Genomic DNA, 23,721 nt, shown 5'->3' on the forward strand with positions numbered 1-23,721 from the left:
CGCCCTTCTTTCTATAAATAAAGAAAAGAAGAAGGAATGTGGATGATGTAGGCCCTGTGGAGAACGGGATTTCCCTGCCCGCCCCCAGAAAGCTCCACAAGGAGAGGCTTGGGGACAAATGCGGGAAAAGATCGGTCGACTTGAGGCACAGGGGGTATTATGATGCAATATCAATACGATAGCTGACACCAGGCGCCGCACATCATCCACAGGTTGCACCCTCCCCAGCCTGGGCACGACACCTTCTCCCGTCCCGCGTGACAATCCCCTGCACAGCGGGATATCTCTGCCCCAAAAGCCCCGGACTGCGGCGGATGCCCACAGCCCGCCCGCCGAACCCCTTTTCGCCCCGCCCAGGCCCCAGGAACAAACCGCGGATATCCACAAGCTCCATGATCCTCGCCTCCACCTCGCCCACCCGCCTGCAGATGCTCCGCGCCGCAGGCCTGAACCCCACCGCCGTCGCCCCCCGCGTCGACGAGGCGACGATCCGCGACGCCCTCACCGCCGAGGGCGCCCATCCCCGCGACATCGCCGACACCCTGGCCGAGATGAAAGCCCGCAAGGTCGCCGAGAAACACCCCGAGACCCTCGTCCTCGGCTGCGACCAGGTCCTCGCGCTGGACCGCGAAACCTTCGCCAAGCCCGAAACCCCCGAGGATGCCCGCGCCCAGCTGCGCCGCCTCCGGGGCAAGACCCACAAGCTCCTCTCCGCCCTCGTCGTCTACGAAAACGCCGAACCCGTCTGGCGTTTCACCGGCGAAGCCCGCCTCACCATGCACGACATCTCCGACGCCTACCTGAACGACTACCTCGACAGGAACTGGGACTCCATCCGCCACTCCGTCGGCTGCTACAAGGTGGAAGAAGAAGGCGTCCGGCTGTTTTCCGCCATCACCGGCGACCATTTCACCATTCTCGGCCTGCCGCTTCTGCCGCTGTTGGCTTGGCTCGGCAACCGGGGCATGATCGCCCGATGACCGACCATCCCCGCATCCCGCTTGCCGCCGTCCTCGGCCACCCCGTCGCCCACAGCCGCAGCCCCGCCCTGCACGGCTACTGGCTGAAACGCTATGGCATCAAGGGCCACTACATCCCCATCGACATCGCCCCCGTCGACCTGCCCCGCCTCCTCCGCACCCTGCCGGAGCTTGGCTTCGTCGGCTGCAACGTGACCATCCCGCACAAGGAGGCCATCCTCCAGATCGCCGACATCGTCACCGACCGCGCCGCGCTGATCGGGGCCGCCAACACGCTGATCTTCCGCAAGGACGGCAAGATCCACGCCGACAACACCGACGGCTCCGGCTTCATCGCCAACCTGCGCCAGAACGCCCCGGACTGGAAACCCGCCTCCGGCCCCGCCGTCGTCCTTGGCGCAGGGGGTGCCGCCCGTGCGGTCGTCGCCGCGCTGATCGAGGTCGGCGTCCCGGAAATCCGCCTCGCCAACCGCACCCGCCCCCGCGCCGATGCGATCCGCTCCGATTTCGGCGCCAAGATCCATGTCCACGAATGGGTTCAGGCCGGGAACCTGCTCGACGACGCCATGACCGTGATCAACACCACCTCGCTCGGCATGACCGGCAAACCCGAGTTCCGCGTGCCGTTGGACCGGCTGAACCCGCACGCGCTTTGCAACGACCTCGTCTACGCCCCGCTGAAAACCCAGTTCCTGATCGAGGCCGAGGAACGCGGCGCGACCATCGTCGACGGGCTTGGCATGCTGCTGCATCAAGCCGCCCCCGGTTTCGAACGCTGGTTCGGCATCCGCCCCGAGGTCGACGAGGCCACCCGCAAGGCCGTGCTGGCGGCATGACATTCGTCCTCGGCCTCACCGGCTCCATCGGCATGGGCAAGTCCACCACGGCACAGATGTTCGCCGAGGAAGGCCTCCCCGTCTGGGATGCCGACGCGACCGTCCACCGTCTCTACCAACCCGGCCAGCCCGCGGCACTCGCCATCGGCGCGCTTTTCCCCACCGCCATCGACAAGGACGGCAGCGTCAATCGCGCCACCCTTCGCGCGCTGATCCAGGCCGACGCCACCGTCCTTGACCGCCTGAACGCCGCCGTCCATCCCCTCGTCGCCGCAGACCGCGCGCAGTTCCTCGCATCCAACCAAACCGCCGAAATCGTCCTCCTCGACGTGCCGCTCCTCTACGAATCCCGCATCGATACCGCCTGCGACGCCGTTGCGGTCGTCTCCGCCCCGCCCGAGCTCCAGCGCCAGCGCGTTCTCGACCGTGGCGCGATGACCGAGGCCGAATTCCAGACCATCCTCGCCCGCCAGCTTCCCGATGCCGAAAAGCGCAAGCGCGCCACCTACATCATCCCCACGACCAGCCTTGCAGCCGCCCGGCAAGCGGTGAAAGATACCCTCGCCTCCATCCGCCGGACCAAAGATGCGTGAGATCGTCCTCGACACCGAAACCACCGGCTTCGAACCGTCCGAGGGCCACCGCATCGTCGAAATCGGCGCGGTCGAGCTGCTGAACCACCTGCCGACCGGCCGCACCTACCATCAATACATCAACCCCGAACGCGGCATGCCCGCAGGCGCGTTCGAGGTTCACGGCATCGGCCACGATATCCTGGAAACGCCCGGCAAGCCCGTCCCCGGCGGCGTGACGCTCCGCGACAAACCGGTCTTCGCCCGGATCGGCCAGGCCTTCCTCGATTTCGTCGGCGATGCGCAACTGGTGATCCACAACGCCAGCTTCGACATGAAATTCCTGAAGTTCGAGCTGGAACGCATGGGCCTTGCCGCCCTGCCACCCTCTCGCGCCACCGACACGCTGATGATGGCGCGGACGAAATTCCCCGGCTCCCCGGCCTCGCTCGACGCGCTCTGCCGCCGCTTCGGCATCGACAACTCGATGCGCGAAAAGCACGGCGCGCTTCTCGACAGCGAAATTCTGGCGGAAGTCTATCTGGAGCTGATCGGCGGTCGCCAGCCCGACCTTGTGCTGGGTAGCGCCGCTCCTGCACCGACGCGCGGCGCAGGCGGCGAGGCAATCGCCTGGCGTCCTCGTCCAAGGCCGGAACCCCTGCCGCCCCGGATCACCGACGCGGAACAGGCCGCCCATGCCGCGATGCTGTCCAGGCTGGGAGACGGGGCGATCTGGAAGAAGGAAGCCTGACCGATGTTGCGGGAAAACCCGTCCCGGGCCTGACCCGGGACCTCCCGTGTGCCCGAGGCCCCGGCTCAAGGCCGGGGCGGGCATCCCCTCAGTTGACCTTTTCCGAAGGCGCCACTTGCGCCGCCTGAGCCTGCGCCCGACGCGCCAGCTCCTGCCGGTACAGCGCCATGAAATCGACCGTATCCACGTTCAGCGGCGGGAAGCCGCCGTCGCGCGTCACGTCCGAAATGATCCGCCGCACGAAGGGGAACATCAGCCGCGGGCATTCGATCAGCAGGAACGGGTGGATCTGGTCGTCCGACACGCCCTCGATATGGAAGGTCCCGCCATATTCCAGCTCCAGCAGGAACAGCACATCGGCATTGACCTTGTTCTTCGACGTGACCTTGAACTTGGTGATCACCTCGTACTGGTTCGCGACCGGGCGCTTGCGCGCGTCGAGGCTGACCGCGACCTGGATGTCGGGCTGCACTTCGCCCGCGCTCAATCCCTTCTGCACCACCACGTTCTCGAACGAGAGGTCGCGCACATACTGGGCAAGCACCTGCATCTTCACTTGCTGCGGGGCGGCGGTCGCGCCGTTCCCTGCCGGGGTTTCGTCTGCCATTTCCGGGTCTCCCAAACGGATTTGCCGCCTTCTATCAGGTCGGGGGTCCACCCTCAATGCTGCGCTTGTCTGGTCAGAAAATGGCCGACCCACAGGGCCGGCCATTTCCTAACAAATTCCTAACGTCCGCAACCAAGTGATTGATTTTGTTAGGTCCGAAAATCTGTCCACCGTGGACAGGTTACAGTACCTCACTCATCTTCACCACCCGCCCCTCGGCAACCGACTTCAGCGCCGCTTCCGCCAGGGCCAGGGCCAGAAGCCCGTCCTCGCCCGACGGGGAAGCCTTCACCTTGCCCCCCATCGCGTCGATGAAGGCCGCGATCTCGGCGGCATAGGCATCGGTATAGCGGGTCATGAAGAAGTCATGCAGCGGCGGCCTTGTATAGCCCGCCCCGGTCGCGACCTCGATGGACACCGGCCGCTGGTTCTCCGCCGAAACGACCCCCTTCGCCCCATGAACCTCGATCCGCTGGTCATACCCATAGGTCGCCCGGCGCGAGTTGGAAATGATCGCCATTTTCCCCGACGCCGTCTTCAGCATCACCTGGACCGAGTCGCTGTCCCCCGCCTTGCCGATGGCCGGGTCCACCAGCACCGCCGCCATCGCCGAGACTTCCGACACTTCCTCGCCCAGCAGGAACCGGGCCATGTCGAAGTCATGGATCGTCATGTCCCGGAAAATCCCGCCCGACCGTTTGATATAGTCGACCGGAGGCGCGCCGGGGTCGCGGCTGGTAATCGTCACCATCTCGACGGTTCCAATGGTCCCCTTGTCGATCTCGCCCCGGACGGCGGCGAAATGCGGGTCGAAGCGGCGGTTGAAACCGACCATCAGCACCCCCTTCTGCGAGCGGACGACCTCCAGGCACTGCTTGACGCGCGCCAGCGACAGGTCGATGGGCTTCTCGCAGAACACCGCCTTCCCGGCCTTCACGAACTGCTCGATCAGGTCGGCATGAGTGTCGGTCGGCGTGCAGATCACCACCGCGTCGATGTCCTTCGCTGCCGCGATGGCATCAATCGACCGCACCTCGCAACCATACTGGTCGGCAATCGCCTGCGCCGCCGGAGCCATCGCGTCCGACACTGCCACCAACTTGGCCGCCGGGTTCCCCGTCACCGCCTTGGCATGAACCTTCCCGATGCGTCCTGCGCCCAGAAGCCCGAATCTGATCGTCATGGCCTGTCCCTTTTCAAAGCCCGTCATTCACTACGGCAATGCTTATGCCGATTCTATGCAACTAAGCAACAAGCGTTGCAAAACGATCAGGCATAGGCCGCATCCGTGCCACCCTTCACCCCGGTGATGTAGCTCACGATGTCGTTGCCGTCCGTCTCCTCCTTGCGGAGGCTCGCGACGATGCGGCCCCGGCGGAACACCACGATCCGGTCCACCAGGTCGAAAACCTGCCGAAGGTTGTGGCTGATCAGGATCATCGGGATGCCGCGTTCCTTGAGCCCCCGGATGATGTTCTCGACCTGAGCCGTCTCCTGCACCCCCAGCGCCGCTGTGGGCTCGTCCATGATGACGAGCTTCGAGGCGAAGGCCGCCGTCCGTGCAATCGACACGCACTGCCGCTGCCCGCCCGACATGTTGCGGATCGGATTGTCGACGTTGGGGATTTTCACCGCCGTTGTCTTCAGCGCCTCCATCGTCCGGTCGCGCATCGTCTTGCGATCCAGCCAGCTGAACGGCCCCAGCTTGAACTTGAACAGCTCGCGTCCCAGGAACAGGTTCGACGGCACGTCCAGATCGTCCGCCAGTGCCAAGGTCTGAAACACCGTTTCAATCCCGGCCTGTCGCGCCTCCAGCGGGCCGGAGAAGTTCACCGGCTGGCCATCGAAGATGACCTCGCCGCCAGAGCGCTGTTCCACCGCCGTCACCTGGCGCACGAAGGTGGACTTGCCCGCCCCGTTGTCGCCCACGACGGCAACATGCTCGCCCTCGTGCAGGATGAAGTTCGCGTCTTCCAGCGCATGCACGCCACCGTAGTGCTTGGTCAGGCCACGGGTTTCCAGAATGATCTTCGACATCGGCCTACCCCCTTGCCCGCTTGCGTTGACGCCACTGGTCCAGCACCACGGCGCCGACGATGATCGCGCCCTTGACCATCTCCTGATAATAGGCGTCCAGCTTGATTGAGGTGAAACCGGAGATGATCACCGAAAAGATCATCGCCCCCAGCACCGTGCCGAGGATCGACCCACGCCCCCCCGCTAGACTGATGCCGCCGATCACCGCCATTGCAATGGCGTCAAGTTCGTACATCACCCCCATGCCCGCCTGCGCGGTCAGGTTCTTCGAGGTCAGCAGGACAGCCGCAACCGCCGCCAGCACGCCGGCGATGGCATAGACCAGCACCTTGTGGCGGTCGACGTTGATCCCCGACATCCGCGCCGCCGCCTCGTTCGAGCCGATGGCATAGGACCGCTTGCCGTAAAGCGTATAGGTCATGATGACGTGGAACAGCACCGCCAGCAGCACGAAGACCACGGCGGGGTTCTGGCCCGGCCAGTGCAAGAGGCCGAAGGTCAGGTTGCCCAGCAGGTCGCCGTTCGCCAGCTTGCCATAGCTCTCGGTCGGAAAGCTGACCGGCTGCCCGTTCGACCACCAGCGGGCCGCGCCCCGGGCCGAGACCATCATGCCCAGCGTGGCGATGAAGGGCGGGATCCTGGTGTAGGCGACGAGAAGCCCGTTGATCACCCCGGCCAGCAACCCGCAGGCCAGGCCGACGACGATGGGCACGATCACCGGCAGGTCCATCGCCCAGTCGCCGAAGATCGCCTTCGGGTTCGGGTTGCCGTTGACCATCGCGGTCTGCGCGAAGCTCATCACCACCATCGCGGTGACGCCCACGACCGAGCCGGACGACAGGTCGATCCCGCCGATGATGATCACCTGAGTCACACCCAGCGCGATGATCCCCACGATGGCGACCTGCAGAATCATGATGTCCAGCCGCTGCTGGTTGAAGATCGCATCGACGTTGTCGCGCATGTTGAAGAGGAAGGATCCCCCCTGCATGCGGTTCAGGATCTCGAAGATCAGGACGATCAGCACAAGGGCGCCGAACACGTTCCACTCCGGCGCGCGGGTGCGCTTTGCCGGGTCGTATTTCAGGCCGCCCAGGCCGTGAGTCGCTTCTGCCACGCCGCTATCCCTCCCCCAAGATGCGATTTCGGTAGACCCGGACCGATGTTGCCCCATCCGGCCCGGAAAGAAAGGGGCGGCCGTTGCCAGCCGCCCCCGATCACCCCGAGGGGCTCAGTTCTTCTTCGCGTAGTCGGCCACGTTCGCCGGCGTCACCAGCTCGAACGGGACATAGACCTTCTGGTCCACCGCCTCGCCCTTGGCCAGCTTGGTGGCCGCATCCAGCGCGCCGCCACCCTGGGCCGCCGCGTTCTGGAACACCGTCACGTCCAGCTCGCCCGCCTGCATCGCCGCCAGCGCATCCTGCGTCGCATCGACGCCGCCGACCTGCACGGTCGCCATGTCGATCCCCGCCGCCTTCATCGCCTGGATCGCGCCGATCGCCATCTCGTCGTTGTTGGCGATGACGCCGTCGAAGGCGGTTCCGGTCGACAGCCAGTTGGTCATCAGGGTCTGCGCCTGATCGCGCGACCAGTTGGCGGTCTGCTCGTCGATGATGTTGATCTTCACCTTGCAGCGGCCATCGCCCATCACGTCATGGATATCCTGGGTGCGCTGCACGGCGGCCTGGTTCGACAGCTCGCCCTGCATGACGTAGACGTTGACCTCGGTCTTGCCCTCGCCCGCCCAGTTGTCGCACAGCTGGATGGTTTCCAGCGTGCCCGATTCCACTTCGTTCGAGGCGACGAAAGCCTGGTTGTCGGGCAGGGTGTCGACGTTGATCGGCTGGCGGTTGACATAGACCAGCGGGATGTTCGCGGCGGCGGCGGCATCCGACATCGCCTGCGTCGCCGAGGTGTCGACCGGGTTCACGATGATCGCATCAACGCCCGAGGCGATGAAGTTGTTGATCTGGTCCAGCTGCTTGGCGACGTCGTTCTGCGCATCCTCGATCTGCACCTTCAGCCCGGCCCCGTCGGCCTGCGACTGGATGCCGTTGCGCAGCACGGTCAGGAAGTTGTCGTCGAACAGCGCCATCGACACGCCGATCCCGTCCGCCATCGCGGTGGTGCCCATCAGCGCGGTAAGGCCCGCAGCAAGAAGCGTCTTTTTCATCTCTCTCTCCCTTGGTGGATGTCCGGCGCATCCTGAATTGAACCGGAAGACCCGTTCTCCCTTGGGTCTGAAAATCAGGCGGCGCGTGCCGCAAGGCCCTGGCGGATGACGTCGAAGGACTTGGCCAGTTCCGCGCCCGGGTCGGCAAGGCCATGAACCTCGGGCGAAAACGCCTCATAGCTGACCGGCCCGTTCCAGCCGGCGGCCTGCAGAGCCGCGATCTGTTCCACATTGCCCAGCCGGTCGCCTTTCGTGACCAGCACGCGATGCGGGTCGCGCATGTCGTTGATGCCGATCTCCTGGTCCACCACGCCCGAGACATGGACGATCCCCGTATGCTCCGGGAACAGAGGCCCGCCGTGGGCGAGCGTATGGTGGAAGGTGTCGTGGACAAGCTTGAACCGGCCCTTGCCGCCGACCGCCTCGATCCCCTCCACCGCTTCCGACTTGTAGCGCAGCGCGCAGATCTCGAAGCCCAGCGGTTCGACCATGCCGACAAGACCATGATCCTCCAGCATCGGCTTCAGCGCCTTCAGCGCCACGCGCAGGTTCGCCTGCCGCTCGCCGTTGCCCATGCCCAGGTTGTCGTTGCGCGGGATCAGGCTGACCGCCTCTGCCCCTGCGGCCTTGGCAATCTGCATCAGCGCCAGCGCCTCGGCTTCCTTGTCCGCCGACCAGTCGTTGAAGCGCTTGACCTCGGCCACCGCCAGCAGGCGCAGCCCGTTGTCGCGAATGAAGGCACCCGCTTCCGCCGGGTCCATCCCGTCGAACAGCGGCTGCGGCAGGTCGTTGCGGACCTCGATCCCGACGCAGCCCAACTGCTTGGACAGCGCCACCAGATCGCGGAAGGACAGGCGGGCGACCGTCATGTGGTTCAAAGCGAAGTGGATCATTCCCGGTCCTCCCCAACCGCGGCGATTTCTTTGGCCGGACCATCCCGAACCAGCGCAGTCGCGTCAATCGGTCGCGGGGAGAAACCATCATTCCTGACGAAACCACACTCGAAACATTGATTGGTTTTCGTCAGACGCTTTCGGGAAGATGCAGGTCGGGCTGCAGGAAGTGCTGGCCCTGGACCGGGGGCAGCCCCTCGCTGACCGCCTCGGTCGCGAGACGCACGAGATCGTCGCACAGGCGCGGCAGCGGGGTGCCGATCACCATCGTGACATGCCGTCCGATCAGCGCGGCGCGGCTTTCGGGCGTCAGCTCGTTGACCACCAGAGCCACTTCACCCGGCGCGCGGGCCTCGCGCACCGCCGCAATCGCGCCCTCCATCCCGCCGCCTGCACAATAGATTCCCCGCAGGTCGGGATGGCGCGACAACAGGTCCAGCGTCGCCTCATAGGTCAGCTGCCGGGTCTCCAGGTTGATCAGCGTATCCAGCACCTGAAATTGCGGGGCATGTTCGCGGAAGTAGCTGCGCACTCCTGTTTCCCGCAATTCATGCCCGTGCCAGCGGTAGCCACCGACGAAGACCGCGATCTTTCCCGCATGATGCGCGGCGGTGGCGATCATGTGCGCGGCAATGCGACCGACCTTCAAGTTGTTGAGTCCCAAGTAATTTTGCCGCACGCCTTGCGCGAAATCGTTCAACAGGGAAAAGCAGGGCACGCCCTTTGCGTTCAGGCGGATCACCGCCTCGGTCACCTCCGGGTGGGTTACCGCCGTGGCGGCAATCGCGTCGACGCGACCGACCATCCCCTCCATCAATTCGGTGAAATCCTTCGGCGACTGCGATGAGGCGAAGGCCACCTGCAACGTCGCGCGGACGCCGACTGCCTGTGTCACCGCGCGCTCGGCTTCGGCCCTGAACTGCTGGTAGAAGCTCTGGCGTTCCTTGTGCAGCACCAGCCCCAGCCGCAGCCTCGGCAGGTCGGCCTGCACCCGCTGTCCGATCAGCGGGGCCGCGTGGTAACCGATCAGCCGCGCCGCCTCATAGACCTTGCGTGCGGTCTCCTCGCGCACCCGTTCCCGACCGTTCAGAACCCGGTCGACCGTGGCGCTGGACACCCCCGCCTCGCGGGCGACATCGTGGATGGTGGGACGGTTTGCCATGTAGCCTGACGAAATCGCATCAAGATGATGCCGGATCATGATGGATCATGACGAAACCTGCAAGCGCGGCTATTGGCGATTATCCGGAAGCCGACTTATCCACGACTCATGTCCCCGCTTCGGGGGATCGGAGGGAGGCCAGACATGAGCAAGCGCGACTACAGCCTTTTCGGCCCCGACGCCAAACGCGCGGTGGAAAGCGGGCTGACGGCGGCGGAGTGGTATCACACCGAGGTGCCGCGCAAGGTGATGAAGGACCTGATGGCGCGCAGCGACCAGCCCGCCATCCGCGACACGATCATCCTTTACGGCAGCATGATCCTGCTGGCAGGCATCGGCATCGCGCTCTGGCCATCCTGGTGGTCGGCCCCGTTCTGGCTGGCCTATGGCGTCCTCTACGGCTCGGCCTCCGATTCGCGCTGGCACGAATGCAGCCACGGCACGGCGTTCAAGACGCCCTGGATGAACGACTGGGTCTACCAGATCGCCAGCTTCATGATCATGCGCAACTCTGCCACCTGGCGCTGGAGCCATGCGCGCCACCATTCGGAAACCTATTTCGTCGGCCGCGACCCCGAAATCGCCGTGATGCGCCCGCCGGAACTGGCCAAGCTTATCCTGAACTTCTTCGGCATCATCGACGTCATCAAGTTCTTCCCGAACCTGATCCGCAACGCCCTCTTCGGCCCGACGCCCGAGGAAAAAACCTTCGTGCCGCAAAGCGAATGGGGCAAAGTGCAGCGCGTCGCCATCGTCCACCTGTCGATCTACGCCGCGACCGTCGCGCTTGCAGTCTGGATGCATTCGATCCTGCCGCTGATGGTGATCGGCCTGCCCCGGATGTACGGCGCCTGGCACCACATCATGACTGGCCTTCTGCAGCACGGCGGCCTTGCCGACAACGTGATCGACCACCGGCTGAACAGCCGCACGGTCTACATGAACCCGGTCAGCCGCTTCATCTACTGGAACATGAACTACCACGTCGAACACCACATGTTCCCGATGGTCCCCTACCACGCGCTGCCCAAACTGCACGCGACGATCAAGGACGACCTGCCGCCCCCCAACCGCTCCATCGCCGAGGCCTTTGCCGAGATGTGGCCCGCGATCAAGCGCCAGGTCCTCAGCGAGGAATACTTCCTGAAGCGCGACCTGCCGCCCACCGCCAAGCCCTACCGCGAGGATTTCCACCAATACGTGCCGGGGATGATGCCCCCCGCCGCCGCAGAATAAAGGAACCGACATGCCCTGGATCGACGCCTGCGCCACTGACGACATCGACGAGGAAGACCTGATCCGCTGGGACCATGCGGGCAAGACCTTCGCCATCTACCACTCGCCCGAGGGAGAGTTCTTCGCGACCACCGGGCTTTGCACGCATGAGAACGTCCACCTCTGCGACGGTCTGGTGATGGGCAACCTGATCGAATGCCCCAAGCACAACGGCCAGTTCGACTATCGCACCGGCGAGGCGATGCGCGCCCCGGTCTGCATCAACCTCAAGACCTTTCCGGTCAAGGTCGAAGGCGACCGTGTCTTCGTCGAGGTCGCCTGATGGCGCGGCTGACTGTCAAGGACCTCATGGACGCGCGCGGCAACCACCAGTTCGCCATGCTGCGGGTCGAGACGCTGGAAGAAGCAGAAGCCGCGGCGAAGGCGGGGGTCGAACTCTTCTCCGTCCCCCCGGCGATGGTGATGGACCGCCGCTTCCGCGAAGTCGCGCCGGAGGCCTTCATCTTCCCCGGCGACAACTTCTACGAGATCGGCGGGACCGACGATTTCCTGCGCTGGGCCTTCCCGCTGTATAAGCATGGGGCGGATGCCTTCTACTGCTCCGGCTCTCTTGCAACCGTCCGGGCGATGGCCGACCACGGCCTGCCGGTCTGCGGCCATGTCGGGTTGATCCCGTCCAAGCGCACCTGGACCGGCGGCTTCAAGGCGGTGGGCAAGACGCTGGAAACCGCGCAGCTGGTCTGGAGCCAGTGCAAGGCGCTGGAAGCAGCCGGGGCCTTCGCGGTGGAAATCGAGGTCGTCCCGCATTCCATCACCCGCCTGATCGCCGAAAAGACCAACCTCTTCCTCATCTCGATGGGCGCCGGGGCTGCGGGCCACGCGCAATATCTCTTCTCCGACGACGTGCTGGGCCAGAACCGGGGGCGGGTCCCGCGCCACGCCAAGGTCTACGCCGACTTCGCCGCCGAGTACGACCGCCTGCAAACCATGCGCATCGACGCGATGGGCCGCTTTGCGAAAGACGTCCACGACGGCGACTACCCCGCCCCGCAATACCTGGTGGACTGCGACCCCGAGGTGGTTTCGGCCTTCGCCGACTGGCTGGACCAGAACGCCTGAAGGCCGCAGGGACGGCCGGACCGATCGCTCCCCGGTCCGGCCGCCCCGCTTACGACGCGTAGCGCAACCCGTCGATCAGCCGCTGCGCCGAAGGCGTCATCTGCGCCCCGGTCCGGGTGACCAGACTGAAAGGCGCGACCGACAGCCCCAGATCGACCGGCAGCGATACGAAGGGCACCGAGGGGTTCCCGGCAAAACTGTCCACCACCGCCGTGGCCAAGGGCGCAATCGCATCGGTCTGGTTCAACAGCGCCAGAGTGAACAGGAAGGACGAGGTCGAGATCCGCCGCTTCGGCAGCGGCATGCCCAGTTCCGACAGCCGCGCGATGACCGTCTGCGTAAGCAGCGTCTCGTCATCGCCGACCACCCAGTCGTGGCGCAGAAGATCTTCCCCCGAAATCCGCGGCAGCACCAGCAGGGGATGGCCCCGCCGCACCACCAGCGACAGCGGCTCGCCCGCGATCACCCGCGCCTCAAGCTGGGTCTCGCCGGGGCCAAGCCGGGCCAGCGCGAAATCCAGCCGCCCCTCGCGCAAGAGGTCGCAGAGGTTGATCGAGGTCGCCACCGTCACCTCGGCGCGGAAATCGGGCAGCGCCTCCTGCAGCCGGATCAGCGTCGGCATCACCAGGCTCAGCGCCGGGCCGGTGACCGAGCCGACCCGCACCACCCCTGCCCGCCCGGTCGCCGCTTCGGCCAGATCGCGCGCGGCATCGGCCAGCTCGATCTCGATCCGCGCCGCCCGCCGGGCCAGCGCCTTGCCCACCGGCGTCAGTTGCAAGCCCCGGCCCTGGCGTTCGTGCAAGGGCAGGCTCAGCAATGCCTCCATCTCGGCCAGAAGACGCGAGGCCGCTGGCTGCGCCACCCCGATCCGCGTCGCCGCCAGGCCAAGCGCGCCAGTATTCTCCAGTTCCGCCAGCAGCCGAAGCTGGACCGGCTTCAACCGCCGCAAGGCCGCTGCAAGGGATTGCGCAGACAAACTCATATCAAATCAGCCATCATTTGACGCACAAACCCTATTTGACAGGTATGGGTCATCTGCGCAATCTGCGCTTCGTCCGTAAGCAGGGGGCGCAGTGGCGTGCCCAAAGCGGATGCACATGAAGATTCATCGGGAGGAAACAGATGATCTTGACCCGCCGCGGCCTGATGGCCCTTGCTGGCACCACGGCCGCCCTGTCGGCTCTGCCCGTCTTTGCCCAGGACAAGGGCGCCGTCGGCATCGCCATGCCGACCAAGTCTTCGTCGCGCTGGATTTCGGACGGCGATTCGATGGTGAAAGCCTTCCAGGAAGCCGGCTACACCGCCGACCTGCAATATGCCGAGGATGACATCCCGACGCAGCTTTCCCAGATCGAGAACATGATCACCTCGGGCGTCAAGGCGCTGGTGATCGCGGCCATCGACGGCACCACGCTGTCGAACGCGCTCGACAACGCCGCCGCTGCGGGCATCAAGGTCATCGCCTATGACCGCCTGATCCGCGACAGCGGTTCGGTCGACTACTACGCCACGTTCGACAACTTCAAGGTTGGCGTGCAGCAGGCCACCTCGCTGGTCGAAGGCCTGAAGGAACGCTTCCCGGACGTGAAGCCGTGGAACGTCGAGCTTTTCGGCGGCTCGCCGGACGACAACAACGCCTTCTTCTTCTACAACGGCGCCATGTCGGTCCTGCAGCCGATGATCGACGGGGGCGAGATCGCCATCCCGTCCGGCCAGGTGGGCATGGACGTGGTCGGCACGCTGCGCTGGGATGGTGCGGTCGCGCAGGCGCGGATGGACAACCTCCTGTCCTCGAACTACGGCGACAAGCAGCTGCATGGCGCGCTTTCGCCGTATGACGGGCTCTCCATCGGTATCCTGTCCTCGGTCAAGGGCGTCGGCTACGGCTCGGGCGACCTGAAGATGCCGATCGTCACCGGCCAGGACTGCGAAATCCCCTCGGTCAAGTCGATGATCGCGGGCGAGCAGTATTCCTCGATCTTCAAGGACACCCGCGAACTGGCCAAGGTCACCGTCAAGATGGTGGACGCGGTCCTCTCGGGCGGCGAGCCGGAGATCAACGATACCAAGACCTACGACAACGGCGTCAAGGTCGTGCCGTCCTACCTGCTGGAACCCGTCCCGGTGAACGCGACCAACTACGAAGCGGTCCTCGTCGGTTCGGGCTACTACACCGCCGACCAGCTGAAGTAAGCTTCAGCCAAAGGGCCCGCCTGCGCAGCTCCCGCGCAGGCGGGTCTCCTTGGGGGAGGGGACATGACCACACTTCTGGAAATGCGGGAGATCACCAAGGTCTTCCCGGGCGTGAAGGCACTTGACCGGGTCAGCCTGACCGTCGAGGCCGGCGAAATCCACGCCATCTGCGGCGAAAACGGCGCCGGGAAATCCACGCTGATGAAGGTGCTGTCCGGCGTCTATCCGCACGGCAGCTATGACGGCGAGATCATCTACGACGGCCAACCCCTCGCCAACCGCGGCATCCGCGACAGCGAGGCGAAGGGCATCATCATCATCCACCAGGAACTTGCGCTGATCCCGCTTCTGTCCATCGCCGAGAACCTGTTCATGGGCAACGAGGTGGCAACGAACGGCGTCATCTCCTGGCCCCTTGCCATGCAGAAGACCGGTGAGCTTCTGCGCCAGGTCGGCCTGAACGAACCCCCCAGCGCCGTGGTCGGCAAGCTGGGCGTCGGCAAGCAGCAACTGATCGAGATCGCCAAGGCCCTGTCGAAGAACGTCCGCCTGCTGATCCTGGACGAACCCACCGCCGCCTTGCAGGAAGCCGACGCCGACCGCCTGCTCGACCTGATGCTGGAGCTGAAGGCCCAGGGCGTCACCCAGATCATAATCAGCCACAAGCTGAACGAAATTTCCCGCGTCGCCGACCGCATCACCGTGATCCGCGACGGCACTTCCGTCTCCACCTTGTCCAAGGCCGAAATCACCGAAGACCGCATTATCCGCGACATGGTCGGCCGAGACATGGCGCACCGCTACCCCGAACGCAGCCCGAACCCCGGCGAGATGCTGTTCGAGGTCGACAACTGGTCCTGTTGGCACCCCGAACAGGCGGGCCGCCAGATGATCAAGGGCGTCTCCCTGAACGTCCGCAAGGGCGAGATCGTCGGCATCGCGGGCCTGATGGGCGCGGGCCGGACCGAGCTTGCCATGTCGATCTTCGGCCACAGCTACGGCAAGGGCCACGCGGGCACGGTGAAGATGCACGGGAAACCCGTCGACGTGTCGACCGTCACCAAGGCCATCGACGCGGGCATCTCCTACGTCACCGAAGACCGCAAGGCGCTGGGCCTGATCCTGGAAGAGCCGATCCTGCGCAACATCAGCCTCGCGAACCTCTTCGGCATCGCCAGGGGCTCCGTCCTCGACAAGCGGCGCGAGGCGCAGGTGGCCGAGGGCTACCGCAAGCAACTCGCCATCCGCACCCCCGGCGTGCAGCAGAAAGTGGTCAACCTCTCCGGCGGCAACCAGCAGAAGGTGGTGCTGTCGAAATGGCTGTTCACCGACCCGGCGCTCCTGATCCTCGACGAACCCACCCGCGGCATCGACGTCGGCGCCAAGTTCGAGATCTACACGATCATGAAGGAACTGGCCGACCAGGGCCGGGGCATCCTGATGATCAGCAGCGAAATGCCCGAGCTTCTGGGCATGTGCGACCGCATCTATGTGATGAACGAAGGCCGCATCGTGGGCGAGCTTTCCCGCGAGGAAGCGGACCAGGAAAAGATCATGGCGCTGATCGTGCGGGACAACAACAAGGGAAAGGTGGCTTGAATGGCTGACAAGCAAAGCTCACTCGGCGGCCATCTGCGCGAGAACGGGATGCTCCTGGCGCTGGTCGCCATCGTGGCGCTGTTCTCGATCCTCGTCGGGGCGCAGGGCAAGCCGATGTTCCTGCAGGCGCCGAACATCACCAACATCTTCCTGCAGAACGGCCATGTGATCATCCTCGCCCTCGGGATGCTGCTCATCATCGTCTCTGGCCACATCGACCTGTCGGTGGGATCGGTCGCCGCCTTCACCGGGGCCGTCGCCGCCTGGCTGACCGTCGATGTCGGCCTGCCCTTCTGGCTGGTCATCCCCCTGACCCTGATCGTCGGCGGAATGATCGGCGCGGCACAGGGCTACTGGGTCGCCTTTTGGCGCATCCCCTCCTTCATCGTCACCCTTGCCGGGATGATGGTCTTCCGCGGCGCGACCATGCTCCTGCTGGGGGGCCAGAACATCGGCCCCTTCCCCAAGGCCTTCCAGTCGATGTCCTCGGGCTTCATCCCCGACCTGACCGGGATGATGAAACCCCACGGCCTGACCCTGATCATCACCGCACTCGCAATCGGGGTGATCACCTGGATCGGCCTCCGCGCCCGCAACCGCGATGCGGAATTCGGCATCACCCCCGAACCGACCGGCCTCTTCTGGGGCCGCACCGCGATCATCGCCGCGGCGACCGCCTTCGTCGGCTACCAGCTTGCCAGCTTCCGCGGCCTGCCGAACGTGCTGGTGGTGCTTACCATCCTGATCGTCCTCTACGCCTTCTTCACCGAAAACACCGTGCAGGGCCGCCGCATCTATGCCGTTGGCGGCAACGAGAAGGCGGCCAAGCTGTCCGGCATCCGCACCGACCGGCTGGTGTTCTTCTGCTTCGTCAACATGGGCGTCCTTGCCGCGCTGGCGGGCATGATGGTCACCGCCCGCCTGAACTCCGCCACCCCCAAGGCCGGCACCGGGTTCGAGCTTGACGCCATCGCCGCCGTCTTCATCGGCGGGGCCTCGATGACCGGCGGCTCGGGCAAGATCATCGGCGTGGTGATCGGTGCGCTGATCATGGGCGTGATGAACATGGGCATGTCGATCCTCGGCATCGGCATCGACTACCAGCAGATGATTAAGGGCCTGGTCCTCCTCGCCGCTGTCATCTTCGACGTCTACAACAAGAACAAGTGAGCCCCGCCATGCATCTGTCCACCGTCAAGGGCGCGGGAGTCGTCGTCCGGCAAGGCACCGACGCCCGGACCCTGCGCAACACGGCCTCGGTCTATGACCTGGCCAGCGCGGCGATCAGGGCAGGCCATTCGCTTGCCGCCGAAGTCGCCGCGCGCGGCTTGGGCGAAACCGTCGACCTGACCCGCGTGGCCTTCGATCTGCCCGTCAGCCACCCCGACCCGGCGCATCTGCACCTGACCGGCACCGGCCTCACCCACCTCGGCTCGGCTTCGGCCCGCGACGCGATGCATGCGAAACTCGAAGGCGCGGAAAGCCTGACCGACAGCATGAAGATGTTCCGCATGGGGCTGGAAGGCGGCCGCCCCAAGGCCGGGGAAATCGGTGCCCAGCCCGAGTGGTTCTACAAGGGCAACGGTTACGCCGCCGTCGCGCCCGGAGCGGCCCTCGAAGCCCCCGGTTTCGCCGAGGACGGCGGCGAGGAGCCGGAAATCGCGGGCATCTACCTGATCGGCCCCACCGGCACCCCGCACCGGATCGGCTGGGCGCTGGGCAACGAATTCTCCGACCATGTGACGGAGAGGGTCAACTACCTCTGGCTCGCCCATTCCAAGCTGCGCGTCGCCTCCTACGGGCCGGAAATCCTCGTGGGTGACCTGCCTTCCGACCTGCGCGGGTCCAGCCGCATCCTGCGGGACGGCAAGACGATCTGGGAAAAGCCCTTCCTGAGCGGAGAGGCGAACATGTCCCACAGCTTCGCCAACCTCGAACACCACCACTTCAAATACCCGATCTTCCGCCAGCCCGGCGACCTGCACGTCCACTACTTCGGCACCGCCACCCTGTCGTTCGCCGACGGCATCAGGACCGAAGCCGGAGACACGTTCGAAATCGAGGTCGCCGATTTCGGCCAGCCCCTGCGCAACACCCTGACCTTCGCGCCGAAGACCCAGGACGCAACCCGCGTCCATCCACTTTAAGGAAACACAGCCGTGTCCAAGTTCAAACCCGCCCCCTGGCCCCGGAAGCTGCGCTCGCAGGAATGGTTCGCGGGAACCTCGAAGGACGCGATCTACCACCGCAGCTGGATGAAGAACCAGGGCCTGCCCGCCGACCTGTTCGACGGTCGCCCGGTGATCGGCATCCTCAACACCTTCTCCGAACTCAACCCCTGCAACGCCCACCTGAACGACCTGGCCGAGCGGGTGAAGCACGGCGTCTATGAGGCGGGCGGGTTGCCCGTCATCGTCCCCGTCTTCAGCGTCAGCGAAAGCGGCTTCCGCCCCACCGCGATGATGTTCCGCAACCTTGCCGCGATGGCGGTGGAGGAAACCATCCGCGGCCAGCAGATGGATGGCGTCGTCTGCCTCGTCGGCTGCGACAAGACCACGCCTTCGCTCCTGATGGGCGCGGCCAGCGTTGACCTGCCCACCATCATGGTTTCCGGCGGCCCGATGCTGAACGGCTATTACAAGGGCGAACGGGTCGGCTCCGGCACCCATCTCTGGAAATTCTCCGAGGCAGTGAAGGCCGGTGAAATGACCGCCGCCGAATTCGTCGAGGCCGAGGCCTCCATGTCCCGTTCGGCAGGCTCCTGCAACACGATGGGCACCGCCTCCACGATGGCCAGCATGGTCGAGGCGCTGGGCATGACCCTCTCCGGCAATGCCGCGATCCCGGCGGTGGACTCGCGCCGCCGCGTCATGGCGCAGCTGACCGGGCGCCGGATCGTTCAGATGGTGAAGGACGACCTGAAACCCTCCGACATCCTCACGCGGCAAGCCTTCCAGAACGCCATCCGCACCAATGCGGCCATCGGCGGATCGACCAACGCGGTGATCCACCTCCTCGCCATCGCGGGCCGCTGCGGCATCGACCTGACGCTGAATGACTGGGACGACTGGGGTCGCAACGTGCCGACCATCGTCAACCTGATGCCCTCGGGCAAATACCTGATGGAGGAATTCTTCTACGCCGGCGGCCTACCCGCCGTGATCAAGCGGCTGGGCGAGGCCGGGCTACTGAACAAGGACGCCCTCACCGTCTCGGGCGGCGGCGTCTGGGACGAGGTCAAGGACGCCCGCATCGACAACGACGACGTGATCCTTCCGGCGGAAAAGGCGCTCACCCAGTCCGGCGGCATCGTGGTGGTCCGGGGCAACCTCGCCCCCGACGGCGCCGTGTTGAAACCCTCCGCCGCCACGCCCGCCCTGATGCAGCACCGGGGCCGCGCCGTCGTGTTCGAGGACATCGACGACTACAAGGCCCGGATCGAGGACGAAACGCTGGATATCGACGAAACCTGCGTCATGGTGATGAAGAACTGTGGCCCGCGCGGCTATCCCGGCATGGCCGAGGTCGGCAACATGGGCCTGCCCCCCAAGGTCCTGCGCAAGGGCATCACCGACATGGTCCGCATCTCCGACGCGCGCATGTCCGGCACCGCCTACGGCACCGTGGTCCTGCACACCTCACCCGAGGCGGCCCGCGGCGGCCCGCTGGCGGTGGTGAGGACCGGCGACATGATCGAACTCGACGTCGCCAACCGCCGCCTGCACCTCGACATTTCCGACGAAGAACTGGCCGCGCGACTCGCCGCCTGGAAACCCGCCGTAGAACCCCCGGCGGGCGGTTATGCGAAACTCTACCACGACCACGTCCAGGGCGCCGACAAGGGGGCCGACATGGACTTCCTCGTCGGCTGCCGCGGCAACGCGGTCGCGCGGGAAAGCCACTGACCGCCTGATCGACGGTCGGCCCAAAGGCTCACCGCCTGCCACAAGCGCCTCCCTCCCCCCGCGTGGGGGAGGGATGGGGAGGGGGGACCCCCGGCATCCCCAATCGTGACGCCCGAAACAGAGGCCACCCCATGACCCGCACCCAAGTCGCCCTCGTCGGCATCGGCAAGATCGCGCTGGACCAGCACGTTCCGGCCATCAAGGCCTCCCCCGACTTCGAACTCGCCGCCACCATCTCCCGCAACGGAAAGGTCGAAGGTATCCCCGCCTACACCGATTTCGCCACCTTCCTGGCCGAGCGTCCCGACATCCCCGTCGTCTCGCTCTGCCTCCCCCCCGTCCCCCGCTACGCCTATGCCGAGGCCGCACTTCTCGCCGGTCGCCACGTCATGCTGGAGAAACCCCCCGGCGCGACCCTCGCCGAGGTCCACGAACTCCAAACCCTCGCCAAGGCCAAAGGCCTCACCCTCTACGCCACCTGGCACAGCCGCATGGCCCACGCCGTCGCCCCCGCGAAGGCATGGCTCGCCGACAAGACCGTCCGACAAGCCCACATCACCTGGCGCGAGGACGTGCGCAAATGGCACCCCGGCCAGGACTGGGTCTTCCAGCCCGGCGGGATGGGCGTCTTCGACCCCGGCATCAACGCCCTCTCGATCCTGACCGAGATCCTTCCGCACCCCGTCCACCTGACCCGCGCAACACTGGAGTTCCCGGAAAACCGCCAGACCCCCATCGCCGCCCGCCTCACCTTCACCGGCAACGTCACCGCCGATTTCGACTGGCGCCAGCAAGGCCCGCAGACCTGGGACATCGAGGTCCAGACCGACAAGGGCCAGCTCGCCCTCCGCATGGGCGGCAACGTGCTGGAGATCGACGGCAAACCCGTCGCCGGTGAGAACACCATCATGGGCGAATACCCCGCGCTCTACGCCCGGATGGCCGACCTGCTCCGCCAGGGCAAATCCGACGTCGACCTTGCCCCGATGGTCCACGTCGCCGACGCCCTGACCCTGGGCGAACGCATCACCACTACCGCCTTCGACTTCTGAAAGGACCGACCATGCTCACCGGCAAACACCTGATCGCGGGCACATGGACCCAAAACGACCAGACCTTCGCCTCCTCCCCCGCGCATGGCCCATCGCACCAATTCTCCATCGGCACCCCCGCCCATGTCGAAACGGCCTGCAACGCCGCCGAGGCCGCCTTCCCCGCCTACGCCGCGAAAACCCGCGCCGACCGCGCCGCCTTCCTCAACCGCATCGCCGACGAAATCGAAGCCCGCGCGGTCGAGATCACCGAGATCGGCACCCAGGAAACCGGCCTCCCCGCCGCCCGGCTGGAGGGCGAACGTGGCCGCACAACGATGCAACTCCGCCTCTTCGCCAGCCACATCCTGAAAGACGACTGGCTCGACCGCCGCCATGACCCAGCCCTCCCCGACCGCCAGCCAGCCCCGCGCCCCGACCTCAAGCTGATCCAGCGCCCCATCGGCCCCGTCGCCGTCTTCGGAGCCTCGAACTTCCCGCTCGCCTTCTCCACCGCCGGGGGCGACACCGCCTCGGCGCTGGCCGCCGGTTGCCCGGTCGTCGTCAAGGGCCACTCCGCCCATCCCGGCACCGGAGAAATCGTCGCCCAGGCCATCGACGCCGCCATCCGCGCCTGCGACATGCCCCCCGGCACCTTCTCGCTCATCCAGGGCGGCAAGCGTGACGTGGGCGAAGCCCTTGTCCAGCACCCCCATATCAAGGCCGTCGGCTTCACCGGCTCCCTCGCCGGAGGCCGCGCCCTCTTCAACCTCTGCGCCGCAAGGCCCGAGCCGATCCCCTTCTTCGGCGAACTCGGCAGCGTGAACCCGATGTTCCTCCTCCCCGCCGCCCTCGCCGCGCGCGGAGAAGCCATCGCCAAAGGCTGGGCCGGGTCGCTGACCCAAGGTGCCGGCCAGTTCTGCACCAACCCCGGCATCGCCGTGGTGATCGACGGCAAGGACGCCGACGCCTTCGTCGAAACCGCCAGGACCGCCGTCGGCGCGGTCGGCCCGCAGACCATGCTCACCGACGGCATCGCCGAAGCCTACCGCGCGGGCCGCGACCGCGTGGCCGCAGGATCGGGAGTCCGCTCCGTCCTCACCACCACCTGCGACCTGCGCAACGCCACCCCCTACCTCTATGAGGTCTCGGGCAGCGACTGGCTCGCCGACCACGCCCTCGCCGAGGAAGTCTTCGGCCCCCTCGGCCTCATCGTCCGCGTCCGCCACGCCGCGGAAATGCAAGAGATCGCCCGCAGCCTGCAAGGCCAGCTGACCTGCACCCTCCACCTCGACGATGCCGACACCGACCTCGCCCGCGCCCTGATGCCCGTCCTCGAACGCAAGGCAGGCCGCCTCCTCGCCAACGGCTTCCCCACCGGGGTGGAGGTGGTGGATGCTCAGGTCCACGGCGGCCCCTATCCCGCCTCGACCAACTTCGGCGCCACCTCGGTCGGCACCCTGTCGATCCGCCGCTGGCTGCGCCCGGTCGCCTACCAGAACATGCCTGACGCCCTTCTGCCGCAGGACTGGGCCTGACCGGATGGCCGAGATCACCCCCATCGGCCGGATCGACGGCGCCGACGTCCAGCAGGCCACTCTCACCGGCCCCAACGGGATGCGGGTCGTCCTCCTCACCTGGGGCGCGCGGCTGGCTGAGCTTTGGGTGCCGGACCGCAACGGCACCCTCGCCGACATCGTCCTCGGCCACGACAGCCCTACCGACTGGGAAACGCACGGCACCTACCTCGGCGCCACCTGCGGCCGCTACGCCAACCGCATCGCCGGGGGCCGGTTCACGCTGGACGGGCGCATCACCCAGCTTGACCGGAACGAAGGCGCCAACACCCTCCACGGCGGCACCCACGGCTTCGACCGCAAGCACTGGACCATCGACAGCCACTCAGACACCCACGTCACCTTCGCCACCAGCTCTCCCGACGGCGATATGGGCTTCCCCGGCACCCTCACCGCCCGCACGACTTACCGGATCGACGGGTCCGCGCTGCTGATCGAGATGACCGCCACCACCGACGCGCCCACCATCGTCAACCTCGTCAACCACGCCTATTTCAACCTCGCAGGCCAAGGCGCAGGCGACATCATGGGCCACCAGCTCCAGGTCGAGGCCAGCCACTACCTTCCCGTCGACCATGACCTGATCCCGACCGGCGAAATCCTCTCCGTCACCGACACCCCCTTCGACTTCCGCCAGCCCCGCCCCATCGGCGCAGAGCTTCCCGGCCCCAAGGCCTTCGACCACAACCTCTGCCTCTCCGCCGCCACCGGCGCCGACGGCCTCCGCCCCTGTCTCACCGCGACCGACCCCGCCTCGGGCCGCCGGATGCGCCTGTCGACCACCGAGCCGGGCGTGCAACTTTACACCGGCGCGCATTTCGACGGGCCGGGCAAACAGGGCGCCCGCTACCCCCGCTTCGCCGGGTTCGCCGCCGAGACCCAGCGCTTCCCTGATTCGCCGAACCGCCCGCAGTTTCCGTCGTCGAGGCTCAACCCCGGTGAAACCTACCGCCACCTGATGCGCTTCGACTTCACGCCTGCCTGATGCGCCGCAGCGCAGCGCAATCCGTCGCATCAGAACCCCCTGAAAGGACCGGACTTCGCCAATCC

General features: G+C 66.0%; 23 protein-coding genes. 15 read left to right on the forward strand and 8 right to left on the reverse strand.

Annotated features, from left to right (window positions below):
- Nucleotides 1–392 precede the first annotated feature (392 nt).
- From ACE3P6_RS17960 to dnaQ, 4 genes are read left to right on the forward strand one after another with little or no spacing between them, the layout of a single operon-like run.
- Nucleotides 393–980: a nucleoside triphosphate pyrophosphatase gene (locus ACE3P6_RS17960; protein ID WP_374397791.1), complete on the forward strand. Its 588-nt coding sequence runs from the start codon at nt 393–395 to the stop codon at nt 978–980.
- Nucleotides 977–1,816, forward strand: a complete 840-nt coding sequence (locus ACE3P6_RS17965) for a shikimate dehydrogenase (RefSeq protein WP_374397793.1) — start codon at nt 977–979, stop codon at nt 1,814–1,816. The genes ACE3P6_RS17960 and ACE3P6_RS17965 overlap by 4 nt, the downstream gene beginning before the upstream one ends.
- Entirely contained in the window at nt 1,813–2,409 is a 597-nt protein-coding gene (coaE, locus tag ACE3P6_RS17970; protein WP_374397795.1) for a dephospho-CoA kinase, read from the forward strand. Before ACE3P6_RS17965 ends, coaE begins: the two co-directional genes overlap by 4 nt.
- Nucleotides 2,402–3,139, forward strand: coding sequence for a DNA polymerase III subunit epsilon (dnaQ, locus tag ACE3P6_RS17975; RefSeq protein ID WP_374397797.1), 738 nt, complete (start codon nt 2,402–2,404; stop codon nt 3,137–3,139). The genes coaE and dnaQ overlap by 8 nt, the downstream gene beginning before the upstream one ends.
- Before the next feature lie 88 nt (nt 3,140–3,227).
- On the opposite strand, the gene secB is transcribed toward dnaQ, so the two are convergent.
- The 7 genes from secB to ACE3P6_RS18010 all read right to left on the reverse strand — a co-directional run bounded on the left by secB (nt 3,228) and on the right by ACE3P6_RS18010 (nt 10,011).
- Nucleotides 3,228–3,746 carry a protein-export chaperone SecB gene (gene secB, locus ACE3P6_RS17980; RefSeq protein WP_374397799.1) on the reverse strand — a complete coding sequence of 173 codons (519 nt, stop codon included), beginning with the start codon at nt 3,744–3,746 and terminating at the stop codon, nt 3,228–3,230.
- A gap of 181 nt (nt 3,747–3,927) precedes the next feature.
- A complete protein-coding gene (gene iolG / locus ACE3P6_RS17985; protein WP_374397801.1) occupies nt 3,928–4,929 on the reverse strand; it encodes an inositol 2-dehydrogenase in 1,002 nt (333 codons plus the stop codon).
- 86 nt (nt 4,930–5,015) lie between these two features.
- A complete protein-coding gene (locus tag ACE3P6_RS17990) occupies nt 5,016–5,783 on the reverse strand; it encodes an ATP-binding cassette domain-containing protein (RefSeq protein WP_374376987.1) in 768 nt (255 codons plus the stop codon).
- 4 nt (nt 5,784–5,787) lie between these two features.
- The gene (locus ACE3P6_RS17995; protein ID WP_374376988.1) at nt 5,788–6,900 is read right to left on the reverse strand and encodes an ABC transporter permease; all 1,113 of its coding nucleotides are present in this window, start codon (nt 6,898–6,900) and stop codon (nt 5,788–5,790) included.
- Between the two features lie 114 nt (nt 6,901–7,014).
- Entirely contained in the window at nt 7,015–7,956 is a 942-nt protein-coding gene (locus tag ACE3P6_RS18000) for a sugar ABC transporter substrate-binding protein (RefSeq protein WP_374397803.1), read from the reverse strand.
- Between the two features lie 74 nt (nt 7,957–8,030).
- Nucleotides 8,031–8,849 carry a TIM barrel protein gene (locus tag ACE3P6_RS18005; protein WP_374397805.1) on the reverse strand — a complete coding sequence of 273 codons (819 nt, stop codon included), beginning with the start codon at nt 8,847–8,849 and terminating at the stop codon, nt 8,031–8,033.
- A gap of 130 nt (nt 8,850–8,979) precedes the next feature.
- Nucleotides 8,980–10,011: a LacI family DNA-binding transcriptional regulator gene (locus ACE3P6_RS18010; protein WP_374397807.1), complete on the reverse strand. Its 1,032-nt coding sequence runs from the start codon at nt 10,009–10,011 to the stop codon at nt 8,980–8,982.
- Nucleotides 10,012–10,155: 144 nt separating this feature from the next.
- On the opposite strand from ACE3P6_RS18010, the gene ACE3P6_RS18015 reads away from it, so the two are divergent.
- The 3 genes from ACE3P6_RS18015 to ACE3P6_RS18025 are packed head-to-tail and all read left to right on the forward strand — an operon-like array spanning nt 10,156 to nt 12,366.
- Nucleotides 10,156–11,247 (forward strand): fatty acid desaturase family protein, encoded by a 1,092-nt coding sequence (locus ACE3P6_RS18015; RefSeq protein WP_374397809.1) that lies wholly within the window; start codon nt 10,156–10,158, stop codon nt 11,245–11,247.
- A 10-nt stretch (nt 11,248–11,257) separates the two neighbouring features.
- Nucleotides 11,258–11,569: a MocE family 2Fe-2S type ferredoxin gene (locus ACE3P6_RS18020; RefSeq protein ID WP_374397811.1), complete on the forward strand. Its 312-nt coding sequence runs from the start codon at nt 11,258–11,260 to the stop codon at nt 11,567–11,569.
- Nucleotides 11,569–12,366, forward strand: coding sequence for a 3-methyl-2-oxobutanoate hydroxymethyltransferase (locus tag ACE3P6_RS18025; protein WP_374397813.1), 798 nt, complete (start codon nt 11,569–11,571; stop codon nt 12,364–12,366). The genes ACE3P6_RS18020 and ACE3P6_RS18025 overlap by 1 nt, the downstream gene beginning before the upstream one ends.
- Nucleotides 12,367–12,415: 49 nt before the next feature.
- On the opposite strand, the gene ACE3P6_RS18030 is transcribed toward ACE3P6_RS18025, so the two are convergent.
- Nucleotides 12,416–13,315: a LysR family transcriptional regulator gene (locus tag ACE3P6_RS18030; RefSeq protein ID WP_374397815.1), complete on the reverse strand. Its 900-nt coding sequence runs from the start codon at nt 13,313–13,315 to the stop codon at nt 12,416–12,418.
- Between the two features lie 197 nt (nt 13,316–13,512).
- Here ACE3P6_RS18030 and chvE point away from each other — a divergent pair, with 197 nt between their 5' ends.
- The 8 genes from chvE (at nt 13,513) to ACE3P6_RS18070 (ending at nt 23,656) form a co-directional block, all read left to right on the forward strand.
- Entirely contained in the window at nt 13,513–14,559 is a 1,047-nt protein-coding gene (chvE, locus tag ACE3P6_RS18035; RefSeq protein WP_374376670.1) for a multiple monosaccharide ABC transporter substrate-binding protein, read from the forward strand.
- 63 nt (nt 14,560–14,622) lie between these two features.
- On the forward strand, nt 14,623–16,158 hold the full coding sequence (mmsA, locus tag ACE3P6_RS18040; protein WP_374397817.1) for a multiple monosaccharide ABC transporter ATP-binding protein: 1,536 nt from the start codon (nt 14,623–14,625) through the stop codon (nt 16,156–16,158).
- Nucleotides 16,159–17,328: a multiple monosaccharide ABC transporter permease gene (gene mmsB / locus ACE3P6_RS18045; RefSeq protein ID WP_374376667.1), complete on the forward strand. Its 1,170-nt coding sequence runs from the start codon at nt 16,159–16,161 to the stop codon at nt 17,326–17,328.
- 8 nt (nt 17,329–17,336) lie between these two features.
- Complete coding sequence (araD1, locus tag ACE3P6_RS18050; protein ID WP_374397819.1) at nt 17,337–18,305, forward strand: AraD1 family protein; 969 nt, start codon at nt 17,337–17,339, stop codon at nt 18,303–18,305.
- A gap of 12 nt (nt 18,306–18,317) precedes the next feature.
- Complete coding sequence (araD, locus tag ACE3P6_RS18055) at nt 18,318–20,063, forward strand: L-arabinonate dehydratase (RefSeq protein WP_374397821.1); 1,746 nt, start codon at nt 18,318–18,320, stop codon at nt 20,061–20,063.
- Between the two features lie 131 nt (nt 20,064–20,194).
- A complete protein-coding gene (locus ACE3P6_RS18060) occupies nt 20,195–21,115 on the forward strand; it encodes a Gfo/Idh/MocA family protein (protein ID WP_374397822.1) in 921 nt (306 codons plus the stop codon).
- Between the two features lie 11 nt (nt 21,116–21,126).
- Nucleotides 21,127–22,632 carry an aldehyde dehydrogenase (NADP(+)) gene (locus ACE3P6_RS18065; protein WP_374397824.1) on the forward strand — a complete coding sequence of 502 codons (1,506 nt, stop codon included), beginning with the start codon at nt 21,127–21,129 and terminating at the stop codon, nt 22,630–22,632.
- A gap of 4 nt (nt 22,633–22,636) precedes the next feature.
- Complete coding sequence (locus ACE3P6_RS18070; protein ID WP_374397826.1) at nt 22,637–23,656, forward strand: aldose epimerase family protein; 1,020 nt, start codon at nt 22,637–22,639, stop codon at nt 23,654–23,656.
- Nucleotides 23,657–23,721: the final 65 nt, after the last annotated feature.

This window comes from Tabrizicola sp., assembly GCF_041911175.1.
In the GTDB taxonomy this organism is placed as follows: domain Bacteria; phylum Pseudomonadota; class Alphaproteobacteria; order Rhodobacterales; family Rhodobacteraceae; genus Tabrizicola.